Origin of the sequence: Methylophilus sp. 5, assembly GCF_000515275.1 — a bacterium.
Classification (GTDB): domain Bacteria; phylum Pseudomonadota; class Gammaproteobacteria; order Burkholderiales; family Methylophilaceae; genus Methylophilus.
Genome location: NZ_KI911560.1, coordinates 2,353,103 through 2,368,877, shown reverse-complemented (window position 1 = coordinate 2,368,877; position 15,775 = coordinate 2,353,103). Strand labels below are relative to the sequence as shown.

Annotated in this window: 15 protein-coding genes, 1 tRNA gene and 1 riboswitch; of the genes, 7 read left to right on the top strand and 9 right to left on the bottom strand. The window is 49.2% G+C overall.

Features of this window, described 5'->3' with window-relative positions:
- Positions 1-2,577, top strand: a complete 2,577-nt coding sequence (locus METH5_RS0111480) for a [protein-PII] uridylyltransferase (RefSeq protein WP_029148650.1) — start codon at positions 1-3, stop codon at positions 2,575-2,577.
- Between the two features lie 23 nt (positions 2,578-2,600).
- On the opposite strand, the gene METH5_RS15955 is transcribed toward METH5_RS0111480, so the two are convergent.
- Positions 2,601-2,735 (bottom strand): hypothetical protein, encoded by a 135-nt coding sequence (locus METH5_RS15955; protein WP_255337152.1) that lies wholly within the window; start codon positions 2,733-2,735, stop codon positions 2,601-2,603.
- A 235-nt stretch (positions 2,736-2,970) separates the two neighbouring features.
- Here METH5_RS15955 and METH5_RS0111470 point away from each other — a divergent pair, with 235 nt between their 5' ends.
- Both METH5_RS0111470 and METH5_RS0111465 read left to right on the top strand, forming a co-directional pair.
- Entirely contained in the window at positions 2,971-5,535 is a 2,565-nt protein-coding gene (locus METH5_RS0111470; RefSeq protein WP_232411028.1) for a bifunctional diguanylate cyclase/phosphodiesterase, read from the top strand.
- A 74-nt stretch (positions 5,536-5,609) separates the two neighbouring features.
- Positions 5,610-6,485 (top strand): hypothetical protein, encoded by an 876-nt coding sequence (locus METH5_RS0111465; protein ID WP_029148648.1) that lies wholly within the window; start codon positions 5,610-5,612, stop codon positions 6,483-6,485.
- Positions 6,486-6,516: 31 nt separating this feature from the next.
- Here the strand turns inward: METH5_RS0111465 and pnuC are convergent, their stop codons facing one another.
- The 7 genes from pnuC to METH5_RS0111425 form a co-directional block, all read right to left on the bottom strand.
- A complete protein-coding gene (pnuC, locus tag METH5_RS0111460) occupies positions 6,517-7,128 on the bottom strand; it encodes a nicotinamide riboside transporter PnuC (protein ID WP_029148647.1) in 612 nt (203 codons plus the stop codon).
- A gap of 69 nt (positions 7,129-7,197) precedes the next feature.
- On the bottom strand, positions 7,198-7,458 hold the full coding sequence (locus METH5_RS0111455; RefSeq protein WP_029148646.1) for a YkoF family thiamine/hydroxymethylpyrimidine-binding protein: 261 nt from the start codon (positions 7,456-7,458) through the stop codon (positions 7,198-7,200).
- Positions 7,459-7,508: 50 nt separating this feature from the next.
- On the bottom strand, positions 7,509-9,593 hold the full coding sequence (locus METH5_RS0111450; protein WP_029148645.1) for a TonB-dependent receptor: 2,085 nt from the start codon (positions 9,591-9,593) through the stop codon (positions 7,509-7,511).
- A 98-nt stretch (positions 9,594-9,691) separates the two neighbouring features.
- A riboswitch (TPP riboswitch) is annotated at positions 9,692-9,797 on the bottom strand.
- A gap of 204 nt (positions 9,798-10,001) precedes the next feature.
- Positions 10,002-10,277 carry a cupin domain-containing protein gene (locus METH5_RS0111440; protein WP_019881932.1) on the bottom strand — a complete coding sequence of 92 codons (276 nt, stop codon included), beginning with the start codon at positions 10,275-10,277 and terminating at the stop codon, positions 10,002-10,004.
- Between the two features lie 69 nt (positions 10,278-10,346).
- A tRNA-Ser gene (locus METH5_RS0111435) sits at positions 10,347-10,436 on the bottom strand.
- 26 nt (positions 10,437-10,462) lie between these two features.
- The gene (gene def / locus METH5_RS0111430; protein WP_029148644.1) at positions 10,463-10,996 is read right to left on the bottom strand and encodes a peptide deformylase; all 534 of its coding nucleotides are present in this window, start codon (positions 10,994-10,996) and stop codon (positions 10,463-10,465) included.
- Positions 10,997-11,026: 30 nt separating this feature from the next.
- The gene (locus METH5_RS0111425) at positions 11,027-11,782 is read right to left on the bottom strand and encodes an S-methyl-5'-thioinosine phosphorylase (RefSeq protein WP_029148643.1); all 756 of its coding nucleotides are present in this window, start codon (positions 11,780-11,782) and stop codon (positions 11,027-11,029) included.
- Between the two features lie 86 nt (positions 11,783-11,868).
- On the opposite strand from METH5_RS0111425, the gene hpnC reads away from it, so the two are divergent.
- The 3 genes from hpnC to hpnE are packed head-to-tail and all read left to right on the top strand — an operon-like array spanning position 11,869 to position 14,905.
- Complete coding sequence (gene hpnC, locus METH5_RS0111420; protein WP_029148642.1) at positions 11,869-12,738, top strand: squalene synthase HpnC; 870 nt, start codon at positions 11,869-11,871, stop codon at positions 12,736-12,738.
- The gene (gene hpnD, locus METH5_RS0111415) at positions 12,735-13,577 is read left to right on the top strand and encodes a presqualene diphosphate synthase HpnD (RefSeq protein WP_029148641.1); all 843 of its coding nucleotides are present in this window, start codon (positions 12,735-12,737) and stop codon (positions 13,575-13,577) included. Before hpnC ends, hpnD begins: the two co-directional genes overlap by 4 nt.
- Complete coding sequence (gene hpnE / locus METH5_RS0111410) at positions 13,574-14,905, top strand: hydroxysqualene dehydroxylase HpnE (protein ID WP_051412941.1); 1,332 nt, start codon at positions 13,574-13,576, stop codon at positions 14,903-14,905. Before hpnD ends, hpnE begins: the two co-directional genes overlap by 4 nt.
- 17 nt (positions 14,906-14,922) lie before the next feature.
- Here hpnE and METH5_RS0111405 read toward each other — a convergent pair whose 3' ends face one another.
- Positions 14,923-15,207: a hypothetical protein gene (locus tag METH5_RS0111405; RefSeq protein ID WP_029148639.1), complete on the bottom strand. Its 285-nt coding sequence runs from the start codon at positions 15,205-15,207 to the stop codon at positions 14,923-14,925.
- Between the two features lie 270 nt (positions 15,208-15,477).
- Here METH5_RS0111405 and METH5_RS0111400 point away from each other — a divergent pair, with 270 nt between their 5' ends.
- The gene (locus tag METH5_RS0111400) at positions 15,478-15,762 is read left to right on the top strand and encodes a hypothetical protein (RefSeq protein ID WP_029148638.1); all 285 of its coding nucleotides are present in this window, start codon (positions 15,478-15,480) and stop codon (positions 15,760-15,762) included.
- Positions 15,763-15,775 lie beyond the last annotated feature (13 nt).

The following is a 15,775-nucleotide window of genomic DNA, read 5'->3' as shown; positions in this document are numbered from 1 at the left end:
ATGACGGTGATTGCCAAAGAACAACTCAAGCACTGGCGGGAGTCGTTACAACTGGCACGCCAGCAACTTGCAGACGCTTATCTGGCGAATCCACAAGCCAAAACGCTGCTGCTGCAACATACCCGCCTGCTTGACCAACTACTCAAAGAACTCTGGCGTAGTCACGGCCTGCCGCTTACGGCCAGCCTGATTGCCGTCGGCGGCTACGGCCGTGGAGATATGTTCCCCCAATCAGACATTGACCTGCTGATTCTGATGCCGGATAACAGCGACAGCCAGTTGCAAACAAGTGTCGAATCACTGATTGGCACTTTGTGGGATATCGGTTTAAACATTGGCCACAGTGTGCGCACCTTGCAAGAGTGCCTGGATGAAGCCAAGCTGGACGTGACCATCATGACCAACCTGCTGGAGGCGCGCTGGCTCATCGGTGATAAATCCAGTTTTAAAACCCTCACCCAGACTTTACACACAGAACTCGACAGCGCGCGCTTTTTTGCCGAAAAACTACGTGAGCAACAAATTCGCCATGCCAAGTTTCACGACACGGCCTACAACCTGGAGCCTAATATCAAGGAAAGCCCAGGCGGCCTGCGTGACCTGCATATGATTTTATGGGTCGCACAAAGCCAGGGCCTGGGCCATGACTGGAACGACCTGGTGCGTGCGGGCTTACTCAACCGCAGCCAGGCCAGCCAACTCAAACGGCACGAGCGGTTGCTAAAAAATCTGCGCATCCGCTTGCATTTGCTGGCCAAACGACGCGAGGACCGCCTGGTATTTGACTTTCAAAACACCCTGGCCGAGCAAATGGGCTATCAAAACACGCCACAAAAACGCGCCAGCGAGCAACTGATGCAAGGCTTTTACCGCAGCGCCAGGGCTGTGATTATTGAAAACGAAGTCTTGCTCAAGCGCATGCATGCACGCGTGAGCCCGGCGACAGAAGCCACCAGCGTGATTGATCAGGATTTTACGCTGTCACAAGGCCTGTTAAACGCCCAAACCCCAGACTTGTTTGAGCGCAAGCCTGAGGCCATTTTGCGCTGCTTTCAGCTGCTACAGCAGCACCCTGCCATCACCGGTTTTAGTGCACCGCTGGTCAGAGCACTGCAAGCTGCGCACCCCTTAATTGATCGCAATTTCAGGCAAAATGCCGCCCACAAAGCACTGTTTCTGCAGATTTTGCAAAGCCGTGAAGGCGTGCACCGCAGCCTGCGCCGCATGAACCGTTATGGCATCCTCGGGCGCTATATTCCTGTATTTGGCCGCGTGATTGCACAAATGCAGCACGACCTGTTTCATGTTTACACCGTCGACGAACACACGCTCAATGTGCTGCGTAATTTACGCCGCTTTGCCAAGCCAGACCTACGCCATGAGTTTCCGCTCTGCAGCCAGCTGTTTAATGAGTTTAGCCAGCCACACTTGCTCTATTTAGCCGCCATTTTTCACGATATTGCCAAAGGCCGTGGGGGTGACCACTCACAATTGGGCACCATTGATGCGCGACGCTTTTGCAACAAACTGGGCTTACCCAAAGCTGATACCGAGCTAGTGTCCTGGCTGGTCGAAGCGCATTTAAAGCTCTCGAGCACGGCGCAAAAAAGTGACTTATCAGACCCGGATGTGATTGAATCTTTTGCACAATTGGTGGGTTCAGAATATCGCCTGACCGCCTTGTATTTACTCACCGTGGCCGACATTCGCGGCACCAGCCCGAATGTGTGGAACGCCTGGAAGGCCAAGCTGCTCGAAAGCCTGTTTTTACAAACACGCCGCGTATTGCAACAATCACTCAACACCGAAGCCCAGCTCAGTTTACGCAAGCAGGAGGTGCTACATAAACTCAGTAGCTTTAACCTTAAAGAGTCCTCGGTGCAACCCTTATGGCAAGCCTTTGGCAGCGGTTATTTCAGCCGTTTTGACAGTGACGAAATTGCCTGGCAGAGCCGCTTGCTGATTCCGCACAAGCTCTCAGAAAAGCCGATTGTACGCGCGCGGCTTAGCCCTAAAGGCGACGGCATTCAGGTCATGATTTACAGCCGCGACCAAAAAGAAATTTTTGCCCGCATTTGTCACTTTTTTGACAGCATGCAATACAACATTGTGCAGGCCAAAATTTATACCACCACGCATGGCTACGCACTGGATAACTTTATTGTGCTGGAGCCAGACACACGCCAGATTAGTTATAACGGCTTACTCAAACATATTGAACAAGGCCTGAACGACCAACTGCTCAGCGACCAGGCCATGCCTAGCCCAATCAGCGGGCGTGTTAGTCGACAGGTCAAGCATATGCCGATTCCGACTCAGGTCAGCTTGCGCCCGGTCGCCAACCAGCAAGAGCCCGCAACGGCGTTTCAGCAACTGGATGTGATTGCGAACGACAGACCAGGCTTGCTGGCCAGCATGGCACTGGTGTTTCTTAACCATGGCATTGAATTACATAATGCAAAAATCAACACGCTGGGCAACCGTGTAGAAGACAGTTTTCTGATTTCTGCCCACCATGGCCAAGCCATAGATGACATCCAAACGGCCGCCCTCAAACAAGCGCTGACTGCGCTTTAAGCGAACCGTACTCATCACGCTTTTTATTGCGACGCAGCCTTCAATCCGGCGTTTTCCAAACCAAACACCACACGCACTATCACGCTATCTCTTTGATTAACGCCTTGGTGATGGCCGAATACATGGCTCGCCTGTGGCAGCCAGGCTACCATCATCATGCAGTTTTTCTAACTTTGCTAAACCACCCTAACGCCGTTAGTTCTTATCAAATCTTTTCACTTTAGCCGCATTAAACCACATTGATTATGCGGTTTTAAAAGCGCACAATTACCTTAACATACGTAAAGAAATTGGCATTTATTGCCGAAATAGAAGAAAGACGTGTGTCATGCCATACAAAAATGACTACGAACAGTATTGGGGGTAGTTATGGTCAAACAGGGATCCGGGCACGTGCCCACATATTTAGTGCTAGACGATATTGACGTGCCGGAAACGGTACTTCAAAGCTGGCAGATTACGACAGATTTGCTGGCGTGTATTGCGCATATTCCTGCCGCACTGATCATGCGTGTACACGCCCATGAGATCGAAGTGTTTGTCGCTAGCCATAGTGAAGGTAATGTTTACCATCAGGGAGAACATGCCAAGCTCAATACCGGACTCTACTGCGAAAACGTGATCAGCAATCATCAAGCGTTGCTTATCCCTAATGCACTCACCCACCCAGGCTGGGAGAACAACCCGGATGTCGCCCTTGGCATGATTTCTTATTATGGATTGCCGATCAACTGGCCAAATGGCGAAGTGTTCGGCACCATTTGCATTCTGGATAACAAAGAGCATCACTACGACCATCTGGTGACAGACCTGATTAGTCAGTTCAGAGACAGTATTCAACTCAGTCTCTACCATATTTACCACTCCAGCGTCGCCACCGAGCAAAGAGATCAAGCCAGAGAAGCCCTGCGAGATAACGAAGCCTTGTTTCATGCTGTGTTTGAAAATGCAGCGATCGGTATTGCGCAAGTGGCATTAACGGGGCATTTTCTGCAAATCAACCTTGAGTTTTGCCGCATCATTGGTTATAGCCAGGAAGAAATTCTGGCACAGCATATGACCTACCAGCAAATTACACTGCCTGACGACGTAGGCAAAGAAACCGAAACCGTCACCCGCTTATTACAAGGTAATATTGACCAATTCAGCATAGAGAAACGCTACCTGCATAAAATGGGTCAAGTGGTTTGGGTGAATCTGTCAGTGCATTTGTTGCGCGATGATCAACAACAGCCATTGTATTACATCAGCGCGGTGCAAGACATCAGCGAAAGAAAACTGGTAGAAGAAGAGCTCAAGCTTGCGGGGCTGGTCTATAACAACAGCAGTGAAGCGATGGCCATTACCGATGCGCATGGCATCATGTTAGCCATCAACCCCGCATTTAGCAAAATGACCGGCTATACCCTGGAAGAAATCAAGGGGCAATCCATCACCTTGTTACACACTAATCAGCATGACGCTGACTTTTATGGCTCACAGAAACAAACGATTGAGGCCAATGGGCAATGGCAAGGAGAGGTGTGGACTAAACACAAAAATGGCAGCACCTTCCCCACTTGGCTGACCATCAACACCTCCTACCTGAACGACGGTATAGTGCACAGGCGTGTGGGCTTATTCTCAGACATTTCTGCCATTAAAGAGGCTGAGGCGCTGATTCTCAAACAGGCTAACTTTGACCAACTGACCAAGCTACCTAATCGGCAACTATTTCAGGACCGTCTCGAACAAACCATTAAACTCTCACACCGTGAGCATCAAAAATGCGCGCTCCTCTTTATTGACCTTGACCGTTTTAAAGAAGTGAATGATACCCATGGCCATAACGTTGGCGATACGCTGCTGATTGAGGCCTCAGCGCGCATTGCCGCATGCGTGCGTCAGTCGGATACGGTCGCCCGCCTTGGCGGCGATGAATTCACCGTAATTTTGAACGACATTCACGACAACATGATGATTGCGCATATTGCACAACACATTATCGACAAATTATCAGAGCCGTTTCTTACCGCAAAAAAAGAAGCCTTTATCTCGGCCAGTGTCGGCATTGCCATTTACCCGGAAGATGCCAACGATGCGCAGCAATTACTTAAAGTCGCTGATCAGGCCATGTATGTGGCCAAAAATGCAGGCCGCGGCTGCTATCGTTTTTTCACCAAGCTGATGCAACAAGAGTCTGACTTTCGCATCCGCTTGTCTACCGATTTACGGCAAGCGTTACAGCTCAAGCAGTTTTCTGTGCATTATCAACCTATTATTGAGCTATCGACTGGCCGCATCAATAAAGCAGAGGCCTTGCTACGCTGGAAACACCCAGAGCTTGGCTACATCAGCCCGGATATTTTCATCCCTATTTGCGAACACTACGGCACCATACACGAGATTGGTAACTGGGTATTTATAGAAGCCGTGAAGCAAGGCGCCAAATTGAAACAGCTGCTGGGGCGCGAGATTGAAATTGCCGTCAATAAATCGCCAGTGCAATTTAAAGCCAACGAAGAAATGATGCATAACTGGATTCAGTTGCTCGAAAACATTCATTTTCCGACCAAATGCGTGGTGATTGAAATTACCGAGGGCGTACTGATGGATCTTGTTGGTAACATTGAAGAAAAACTGATGGGGTTCCACAATGCCGGCATGCATATCGCGATTGATGACTTTGGTACTGGCTACTCTTCGTTGTCCTATCTTAAAAAATTCAACGTCGACTATTTAAAAATTGACCGCTCATTCATCTGCAACTTGGCGGCCAACTCCAGCGAAGTGGCGATTTGTGAAGCCATTATTGAAATGGCCCACCGCCTCAATATTAAAGTGATTGCCGAAGGCATAGAAACGGAAACCCAACTGCATTTGCTCGAAGACATCCATTGCGACTTTGGCCAGGGCTATTTATTCGCCAAACCGATGCCTGCGGCTGATTTTGAACAATTGCTGATTGACTTGGGCTAGTTACACGCCAACAAAAAAACCTGCCGACAGGCAGGCTTTTTGACCGTCTGATGACTTAAAATGTCAGCCTGATTATGTTTACCTATCCACAACTCACATCATCCGAGCAAGCCAGTTTGCCCATACTGATTGCCCAACCAAGCGCTATGCCCAATAAATTTGAGGATAGTACGCATAGCCTTTTTTATTGCCAAACGGCGAGCGGCGACATGGTACTAAAAGTGTGTAATGAAGCGACCATTACAAAGTCTCACTTTTGGTTAGGCGCAAACCATTTATTTGCAGCCGACTTTCCAAACAGCTTGGGCAAGATCCATTTAACGCATCATTTTTTGGAGAAAAACGGCGCGCTGACAGTGCCTAATTTTGTCGCTGCGGGTGCCAACCGATTTGTGCTCAGCCGGTTTTTAGCGGGTAAAGATTTAGGAACAGAACACATAGCCGACCAATGGGTGATTCAGCTAGCTGAACATATCGCACGATTGCATCAATCAACTTACCCCAGTTGGGGCAAGCTACACGCACCACAATTTTCTGCAAACAAATGGGCCAGTCGCTTGCACGCCACGCTTGTTTTTTTGGCTAAGCAACACGATCCGTTGATTGCTGAACCGTTACTGGCCGAGGTGTTAGCACAGGCAAACAATTGCCACGAAACCGAATTTGTCCCGATGATGCTGGATTTACGCTGGGATCAATTCCGTTGTATCAACGCAAATAAGTTGGCGCTGCTTGATCTTGATGCATTTGTGATTGCGCCACGTGCGCTGGACCTGGTGTTGCTCGAATATATACTCACGCCCGCACAACTGGCTTTATTTAAACAGCACTATATTCAAACGCATGCCTGGCCCGACCACACAGCCAATACGCCCTGCTACCAGCTACTGTTGTTTTTAATGAATGTACTGGGTGAAACGGATTTGGCGAAGTGGATGCAGCGCATATAAAAAGGCAATGCTCGTCACCAAAATGCGCTGTTTAAGTCGTTTGCTGCTGGTAAAGCTTCACCCAGCTAATAAAGCCTGCAATGGCCAAAATAGTATTCAACACAAATAAAACGGCCGTTGCGTAATAGCCTGTTTGTACATACAACAGCGTAGCAGCGCCATCAATCACCGCCCAGTACAGCCAGTTTTCTAACACCTTCCTGGCGATCAACCAGGTATTCATGACAGAAAAAACTGTCGTATAAGCATCTAATACCGGGCTTTGCGATTGTCCAGTTTTTTGCAAATAGGCACTCAGCAACGCACTCACCACCAAACCAATCACAATAAAACCAAGATGGTTTTTCCAGGGCCAACGGCTAATCAGCAAGGTGTCAGTTTGCTTGCCATGTTTATGCCATAGCCAAAAACCATAAATCGCCATGCCCATATAGTAAAAATTCAACAACGCCTGCATAGGCAGTTGCCCCTCCCAAAACAGCGCGGTGTAAACCAGCGTGCTTAAAAAGGCAAACAACCAGCACCATTGAGACTCTTTGGCCGCCAACAGAATATAGGCAACGCCCATTAAAGCAGCGGCAATTTCCCAGCCGGACATTTGATGGAATGCAGCAATGATGGACTGATAATAATCTTGGTTCATGGCGATAAAACAGCAAATAAGTTAACAAGTACGCAAAGCGTATGTGACTATTAATGGCCTGAGTGCAGCTTATACATCGACAACATCAGCCCTGTCCGTGCCAATAAACTTCATCACAAATACACTGTGCGGCAACGCATTAAACACTGCCTCCATTTCTGCATCCAGGCAATCCATCACATCGCGGTATTCGCCAAACACTTGCGTGGCCAGGCTATTGCGTTTCACCACCAAATTTTTATTGGCTTCGAGTGTGTTGATAAAGGCCAAAATGGGTTCCACATAGCCTTCGGTTAAAGGATACAAACTAATATCGACTGAAATACGCATATAAACTCCAACATTTATAAAATTAAAGCGGGCAATGAGCGCCCCTTGATTTAGTAATCGTAAGTGACGGTGATACCACCAACGCGAGGCTCACCGTATTGCACGTAACGTTGTTCACCGAATCCGTTGTCAAAGTAAAAGCCACGGGTTGCATAATCTTTATCTAATAAGTTTCTCGCCCATACACTGACTTTCCAATGTTTATCGTACTTATAATCAGCACTGGCGTTTAATAAAGCATAGCCATTGGATTTAGAATTGTTGCTGTCAGAAAAGTAGAAGGCATCCTTACCTTCGACATTGGCACGTATTACCCAGGCTGCATTGGCATAAAACTCAGAACCCAAGTTAAAGGTATATTTAGGCGCATGAGCGACTTGCCGGCCTTGCGGACTGTATGCGCTCGGATCTGGATTTTTATAGCTATCAAATTTTGCATCCAGCAACCCGATTGAACCCAGCATCCGAAATTGATCGGTCAAGAACCAATCCATGCTGGCTTCTACCCCTTGATGGGTGGCACGGGCAGCGTTGTCATAGAACTCCGTAAAAATCCCCGTGCTCGGTACTTGCGCAGAACTATGTGTTTGCGCATCTAGGCGCTTGGCATAAAAAGCCGCCAGATTGGTGATCAACGTGCCGTCCAGCCAGCTGGATTTCAGCCCTGTTTCAAAGTTCCACATATACTCGGTATTAAACTGCCTTTGATTTTGAGCCAAACTGGCATTGTTATTGATACCACCAGGCTTGTAACCACGGGTTAACGAGGTATAGATGAGTTGATTCGCGTCAGCTTGGTAATTCAAGCCCAATTTAGCGCCCAAAAGGGTTTCATTCACGTTTTTTTTCACGCTACTTGGGGCTGATTCAACGAAGCCACTATCGGCATAGTGGGCCTTAAAATCCTCTATCCGCAGTCCTGAAACGAGCGTCAACTTGTCAGTTAAATGGCTATCTAATTGCCCAAACACCGCCGTATTTTCTGTATTGTACTTACCTGCTATCTGCGTTAAGTAGCTAGGTCCATAACTTCTATAATCTACACGAGAATTAAAACGCTCATCTTGCACAAAACGATAAATGCCAACCGTCCAATCGGTTGAGTCGTTGAAAATACGGCCCGCCTTATCAGACAAAGCACGTAGTTCAAAAGAGTAATTGTCGCGATCACGGTTATGTTTTTCGCCATCATTTAATGTTGTCCAATCACCATCAAAACTATAGGTCGATGAAGAATTTAAATAACTGGCCTCTGACTGAATAATGACCGCATCGGAAGCTTGCCAATTGGCTTTCACAGCAAAAGCGTTGGTGTTTTGCGTATCTACGCCAGGCTGGTTGGCTTTACTGTGCCTGGAGTTGTCTAAGGTAAATCCGTCATAACCGTTATTCACATTCACATGCATCAAGGTGAAATCTAAGGTTAAATCCTCGGTCGCAAATAATTTAAATTTACTGCGAAAGGTCAATTCATCTTGTTTTTGCGTGTCATCACGACCCAAGGTGTCATTTTGCATATAGCCATCAGATTTGTGCGTATAAATCGAGGCACGACCGATTAACTGATCTTCAACGATCGTACCGCCTACCGCTGCCCCAAAATTACGCGTGTTGTATTCACCCACGCCAGCTTGTGCACGCATTTTAAATTGTTTGGTCGGCTCGGTACTGCGCATGGTAATGGCGCCGGCGATGGCATTCGGGCCAAACTTAGTGCCTTGCGGGCCTTGCAACACTTCTACCGCATCAATATCAAACATGGTCGCGGCGCCACCCAAGCGGCTAAAATCAATGCCATCAATGATTAAGCCGACGGATGGATTCACCGGATTATCATATTGGCTGAGGATGCCCATGCCACGAATCTGGAAAAAACGCCCGCGGGACGCCCCTGCTGAGATATTCACATTGGGCGCCAGATTCAATACTTCTTCCAGATGCTGCGCGCCACGTGCCTCTATGGTTTCTTTATTCACTTCAGTCAGGCTGACGGCTGTTTTTTGTGCGATGCTGGGGCGAAAATCCGCGCTCACCACCACCTCAGAGAGTTCGCGTGTCTCTTCCTCTTCTGCGGCTAACACAGGCGTGGTGAGTAAAAGTCCAATTAAGGACAGCGGTTTTGTAATCGGTTTCATGATAATCCTTTCTATTAAGACACATAAAAAGGACAGGGTGAGAGTGACAATGACGTGAGTAGATTTGTGGATGACCCAACAAACCAGAAACATTTGCGTTGTAGATGCTCTGCCTGTCCCTACGCCAGCATTATCTGGGTCAGGTTCATTGGGTTTCCCGCGTGTGCGAGATCTCAGGCGTTATAGCCACCCCAAGGCGTTTGATTTTTCAATCAGGGTGAGATTGTATTTTAATATCAACCACTTGGCTAGAGCACAATTCAGAATTCGCTTTACAGCCTGTGCATATGTTGCAAAGTTTAATGATGAGGGCTGTAAACAGATGGCCGCTGAGAATATCCCGCGGGCCAAAAACAAAAAACCCTGCAAGGCAGGGTTTTTTATTGAATACTGGCTAAAACAAATCAATTAGAAATGTTTGTAGTGTTTTTTCAATTGTTTAACCACTTCCCACTGGGATTTCAGGCCTTTTGGAAACTCAACATAGTCACCAGCCTTGATTGTTACTGTGTCGCCACCTTGTGGAGTCACTTTGAATTCGCCTTCTAATACGTAGGCTTTTTCAGTTGCAGTGAAGTCCAAAGGGAATTTTGAAGGTGCGCAATCCCATGTGTTCCAGCTTTTTACGCCCAGTTCTTTCAGCTTTTCTTCTGACGGGTTATGGTCGATGATGATTTGTGTCATGACGATTCCTTAAATGTGTAATTAAAACCTGCAAATAGAAATGCCGCAAAAACTGCGGCATGACGTGTTTGGCGGAAGAGGTGAGATTCGAACTCACGGAGGGCGTGAACCCTCGACAGTTTTCAAGACTGTAGCATTAAACCGCTCTGCCACTCTTCCGGAATGAGGCGCATTATAGCAAACTATCAGTCATCTGGAAGCGTTATTCCAGGAAAAAGTACATCATTAAAGCCAAATTTTGTTAGATCACGGATACGCATGGGGTAAAGCACACCAAATAAGTGGTCACATTCGTGCTGTACCACCCTGGCATGAAAGCCGCTCGCGGTACGATCAATGACCCGCCCTTGCGGGTCTAAGCCGCGATAATGCAAGTGTTGGTAGCGTGGCACCAGGCCGCGCATGCCGGGCACGGACAAGCAACCTTCCCATCCATCCCCTTCTGTTTGCTCTATTGGGGTCAGTTCCGGATTAATCAAAATAGTGAACGGCACTTCTTCAGCATCGGGGTAACGCGGGTTGGCGCCCACGCCAAACATCACTACCTGCAAACTGACGCCAATTTGCGGCGCCGCAATACCTGCGCCGTTCATCTGCGTCATGGTGTCATGCATATCCTGAATCAGGGCATGCAATTCGGGCGTATCAAACTGGGTCACTTTATCGGCCACCCGATACAACAATGGCTCGCCCATTCTGAGCACAGGTTTCACCGCCATAGAAGTTTTCCTTAGGGTTAATTACTGGATTTAAACAACTGCGCAGTCATTGTCAGATAAATATTGCGCAATCACCGTGCGCACTTTATCCATGGTTTGCTGCAACAACGGCATCACCTGCTCAAACTGGATAGACTGTGCGCTGTCACCACGCCCTGCGGCAAAATTAGCCACCGGGCAAATCGCGGCATAAGCCACACCAAGCTCACGCGCCAATACGGCCTCAGGCATCCCGGTCATGCCGACGAGAGTGGCGCCATCGTGTTCATACCGATTAATCTCCGCGGCAGTTTCTAGCCGCGGCCCTTGCACACAGGCATAGACACCGCCATCCACTAGGCTGTAGCCCACATCGGCCGCCGCTTTCAGGCAGCGTTCACGCATGCCTTGTGAATAGGGTTGGGTAAAGTCGATATGGCGCACCGGCAACTCAATGCCATCATGGTAAGTATTGCTGCGGCCATAGGTATAATCCAAAATCTGGTTAGGCAGCACAATATCGCCTGGAATCAGGTTGCGGGCGATGCCACCCACGGTCGCGACCGCCAGCAAATCACACACCCCGACAGAATGCAGCGCCCATATATTGGCCCGATAATTCACCGCATGTGGCGGAATGGTATGGCCGCCACCGTGACGCGCCAGAAACACCACTTCTTTGCCATTGATCTCACCAAACACCAGCGGTTGCGAAGGTTCGCCATACGGCGTACGCACAATCAGGCGTTTTGAAATATTTAAATTATCCAGCGCGGTCAACCCGGTGCCGCCAATAATGCCTAACATTCTGTTATCCCCAACTTTGATTTCTCTTTACGACTTGTTCATCTGCAAGGCGTAAGCGTATCACGGATTTATGGCATACTTAAGCCATGCAAGCCTTTTCCAAGCCAGCCGAGCCAACTCCCAGCCTGACGCTGGCTCACACGCACTACGAAAACTTTCCGGTCGCCTCACTGCTGTTACCCGCCCATTTGCGCCATGCGGTGACGGTGATTTACCAGTTTGCGCGCGAAGCGGATGATATCGCCGATGAAGGCAATGCCACTCAGGCGGCACGCTTGCAAGCCTTGCAAACCTATGAAGACGAACTACTGCTGATTCAAGCCTATATTCAGCCATCGCAGCCATTGTTGATTACCCTGCAGCAAGTGGTCAAAACACACCGGCTGGACGTGCAATCGCTGCTAGACCTGATAAATGCCTTTAAGCAGGATGTGGTTAAAACCCGCTATGCCACTTTTAATGAAGTGCTAGACTACTGCCGCCGCTCGGCCAACCCGGTTGGCCGCCTGATGCTGCAACTCTATGGCAGCGATACCCCGCAACATCGACTGTGGTCTGACCAGATTTGCACCGCCTTGCAACTGATTAATTTTTATCAGGATATTGCGATTGACCTGCAAAAACATGGTGAGATTGGCCGTATTTACCTAAGTCAGGACGAAATGCAGTCCGCAGGGATTAGCGAGCGGGATTTGCGTCAGCAGCGCCTGGACGCCACCTGGGAGATGTTCTTTTTACACAACGTGATGCGTGCAGAAGAGTTGCTGCTGGCCGGCAAACCACTCGGTCGCGCCCTGCCTGGCCGTATCGGTTTTGAATTGCGCATGATGATTGCAGGTGGCGAACGTATCCTACATAAATTAAAATCCTGCCGTGGCGATATCTATCATCATCGCCCGACCTTGAAAGCCTATGACTGGCTGCTGATTTTGTTGAAAGCCCTGTTTAAACAATGACCCCGCAACAATATTGCCAACAAAAAACCCGTGAAAGTGGCTCTAGTTTCACGCTGAGTTTTATGTTCTTACCTAAACAAAAACGCGATGCCATGACGGCACTGTATGCGTTTTGCCGCGAAGTGGACGATGTGGTCGACGAGTGTACGGACTACCAGATCGCCCAGACCAAACTTGCCTGGTGGAAACAGGAAATTCACCGCTTGTTTCACGAAACACCACAGCACCCGGTCACACAAGCATTGCAACCGGTGGTCAATAGCTTCGGTTTGCAAGAGGCCCATTTTGTTGAAATCATCGACGGCATGCAAATGGATACGCAATACAACCGTTACGCCGACTTTGAGCAGTTAGCCTTGTATTGTTACCGGGTTGCCAGTGTGGTGGGGCTACTCTCAGCACAGATATTTGGCTATCAAGACCGTGCCACACTCGAATACGCGCATGATCTGGGCATGGCCTTTCAGTTGACGAACATCATTCGTGATGTAGGCGAAGATGCCAGACGCGGTCGTCTGTATATTCCACTCGATGAATTGGAGCGTGCGGGCGTGACGGAAGCGGCATTACTCAATAGCCAAGCCTCACCACAAACGCGCGCGCTATTACTCAAACAAATTGAGCGCGCCGAATTGTTTTATGACAAAGCGCTGAGCCAGTTGCCAAAGGCAGATACCAAACAGCAGTTGCCCGGCCTGATGATGGCCGCGATTTACCGCGCGCTGCTGCAAGAAATCCGGCAAGACCCCAACCTGGTGCTGACGCATAAAGTCGCGCTGCCACCTTTTAGAAAGCTCACACTGGCGCTGGGTGCATGGTTTAAATACCGCAAGCCATGACCACGCACGCGCCTTTTCGTGGCCAAACACCCGTTGGTAAAAAAGTAGCGGTCATTGGTGCAGGACTCGCCGGCATTGCTGCTGCACTCAAACTGCTGCAACATGGCCATCAGGTTTGCCTGTTTGAAGCCGCCCCGCAAGCGGGTGGCCGCGCACGTGGTGTCATACATGCAAACACCACCATGCTCGATAACGGACAGCACCTGTGTATAGGCGCTTACCGCACCACACTGGCGTTGCTGCAACAAGCTAATATAGAGGCAGAGCAAGTATTTATGCGCCTGCCGCTGTCATTGCATATGCACCATGGCGCTCAACGCATGTCACTGGTCACGCCCACATGGTTGCCTGCCCCGCTGCATTTATTATGGGGGTTACTCACCGCACATGGCCTCGACTGGCGCAGCAAATGGCGAGCGATCTGCTGGATGCAACAGCTGAAACATCAAGCGTTTACGCTGCCAGCAGATATCACGGTTGCCACCTTGCTGGCTAAGGGCAAACAAACGCCAATGGCGATCCGCACTTTGTGGGAGCCATTATGTTTGGCCGCACTCAACACCCCAATCACGTTCGCCAGCGCACAAGTGTTTCTCAATGTGCTGCGTGATAGCTTTCAGCATCGTCGCCACGATAGCGATTTTTTAATTGTGAAAGCAGATTTAAGCAGCGCGCTGATACACCCGCTATTGCAGCATATACAAACACTCGGCGCTGAAGTCAGGCTACACAGCACGGTCACTGCGCTGCAAGCATCAGATGCGGCTTGCGTCATATCAACCGCCACAAGTAACGATACTTTTGAGGATGTGATTGTCGCGGTGGGCCCGCATCAACTGAAAACCATCGCTGGCGAGCTGAGTATCCCGGCATTTGACTATCAACCCATTACCACGGTCTACCTGCAATACAGCGCTGAGACGCGCTTGCCTCACCCCATCATGGGCTTATGTCATGGCCTGGCGCAATGGGTCTTTGATCGCGGGCGATGCTGCGGGCAAGCAGGGCTGCTAGCGGTAGTCATCAGTGCACACCCGCCTTTAAACTCAGATAAAGCAGTGTTGGTGACGCAATGCATCGCGGAAATTAACCAGGCCTTGGCGGCGTATCACATCACATTAAATACCGCCCCACAGTGGACGCAAGTGATCACCGAAAAACGCGCCACATTTAGTTGCACGCCCGACGTGCTGCGGCCTGGCACCCGCACATCTAACCCACATGTTTTTCTGGCGGGTGACTATATTGCTGGCCCCTACCCGGCGACTATTGAAGGTACCATCACCAGCGGCTACGCAGCCGCACAAGCCATCATAGATCGCCTGTAGAGAAATCTGGGCCTGCCCTAGCCCGCTGCGCCCTTGCACTCAACGGCAAGGTGATTATTGGCGGGCCTGTAAAGGCCATCACCGCTGTCAGGAAAAGTCTCTTTAAAAGACAATTTTTTATCCAAGTCATAGCCTTGGGCGCATAACTCACCCGCCTTGGACTGACACTGCTCCCACGTCGTATTAAACTCACTACACGTCAGCGTATAGCCTACCCGGCCTTGTTGCGTCGTGTATTGATGCGGGGTAACGCTGGCACACGCAGTCATGATCAGTGGTAAAAGAAATATGATTTTTTTCATTATTTTTGCTCCTGATGTATTTTTTATTGAATGTCATCTTATTGTCACACCCATGTGATAAGTGACACTCAGTTTGGGCAGGTGCTTGTTGTGAATAGTTGCATGAAGTTTTTGTGACTAAATGCCACGGTGGCGGCCACACAATGCACGTGTCAGCGCCCTGTATCGAAGTCGCTACAAATCGCTACAAAACCCCACCTGTTTGTACCTGACAAAGCCGGACACGTTTTTTATACTGCATGCATCGTTAATCACACAAAGGCAGTCGCCATGAAATATGCCACCGTGATGACCACCGCCCTGTTAGTCAACCTGTCGATGTTTGCATCGGATATACCATCTACAGAACAATATGCTGACTTGATGGATAGCAAACAACGCATGATCAAGCAACTAGGTAAACAGGTGGAATGTGTCAGACTGGCCAGCGACGAGCAACAACTGGCCGCCTGCGAGGCGCAATTAACACGTGTTGAAGTAAATTCGGCGGATAGAAGGGCGAAGAATGCCCAAAAATTGAAAGCTGATGATCCGAAACAAACCGAGTTTTTTTAATGATTTAGCCTAA

Excerpts from the sequence above, each read along its gene's own strand:
- METH5_RS0111480 (WP_029148650.1), top strand. The coding sequence starts at position 1 with ATGACGGTGATTGCCAAAGAACAACTCAAGCACTGGCGGGAGTCGTTA.
- def (WP_029148644.1), bottom strand. The coding sequence starts at position 10,996 with ATGGCGGTGAAACCTGTGCTCAGAATGGGCGAGCCATTGTTGTATCGG.
- hpnE (WP_051412941.1), top strand. The coding sequence starts at position 13,574 with ATGACCACGCACGCGCCTTTTCGTGGCCAAACACCCGTTGGTAAAAAA.
- METH5_RS0111455 (WP_029148646.1), bottom strand. The coding sequence starts at position 7,458 with ATGCGTATTTCAGTCGATATTAGTTTGTATCCTTTAACCGAAGGCTAT.
- METH5_RS0111425 (WP_029148643.1), bottom strand. The coding sequence starts at position 11,782 with ATGTTAGGCATTATTGGCGGCACCGGGTTGACCGCGCTGGATAATTTA.
- METH5_RS0111465 (WP_029148648.1), top strand. The coding sequence starts at position 5,610 with ATGTTTACCTATCCACAACTCACATCATCCGAGCAAGCCAGTTTGCCC.
- METH5_RS0111440 (WP_019881932.1), bottom strand. The coding sequence starts at position 10,277 with ATGACACAAATCATCATCGACCATAACCCGTCAGAAGAAAAGCTGAAA.
- hpnD (WP_029148641.1), top strand. The coding sequence starts at position 12,735 with ATGACCCCGCAACAATATTGCCAACAAAAAACCCGTGAAAGTGGCTCT.
- METH5_RS0111405 (WP_029148639.1), bottom strand. The coding sequence starts at position 15,207 with ATGAAAAAAATCATATTTCTTTTACCACTGATCATGACTGCGTGTGCC.
- pnuC (WP_029148647.1), bottom strand. The coding sequence starts at position 7,128 with ATGAACCAAGATTATTATCAGTCCATCATTGCTGCATTCCATCAAATG.
- METH5_RS0111450 (WP_029148645.1), bottom strand. The coding sequence starts at position 9,593 with ATGAAACCGATTACAAAACCGCTGTCCTTAATTGGACTTTTACTCACC.
- hpnC (WP_029148642.1), top strand. The coding sequence starts at position 11,869 with ATGCAAGCCTTTTCCAAGCCAGCCGAGCCAACTCCCAGCCTGACGCTG.
- METH5_RS15955 (WP_255337152.1), bottom strand. The coding sequence starts at position 2,735 with ATGATGATGGTAGCCTGGCTGCCACAGGCGAGCCATGTATTCGGCCAT.
- METH5_RS0111400 (WP_029148638.1), top strand. The coding sequence starts at position 15,478 with ATGAAATATGCCACCGTGATGACCACCGCCCTGTTAGTCAACCTGTCG.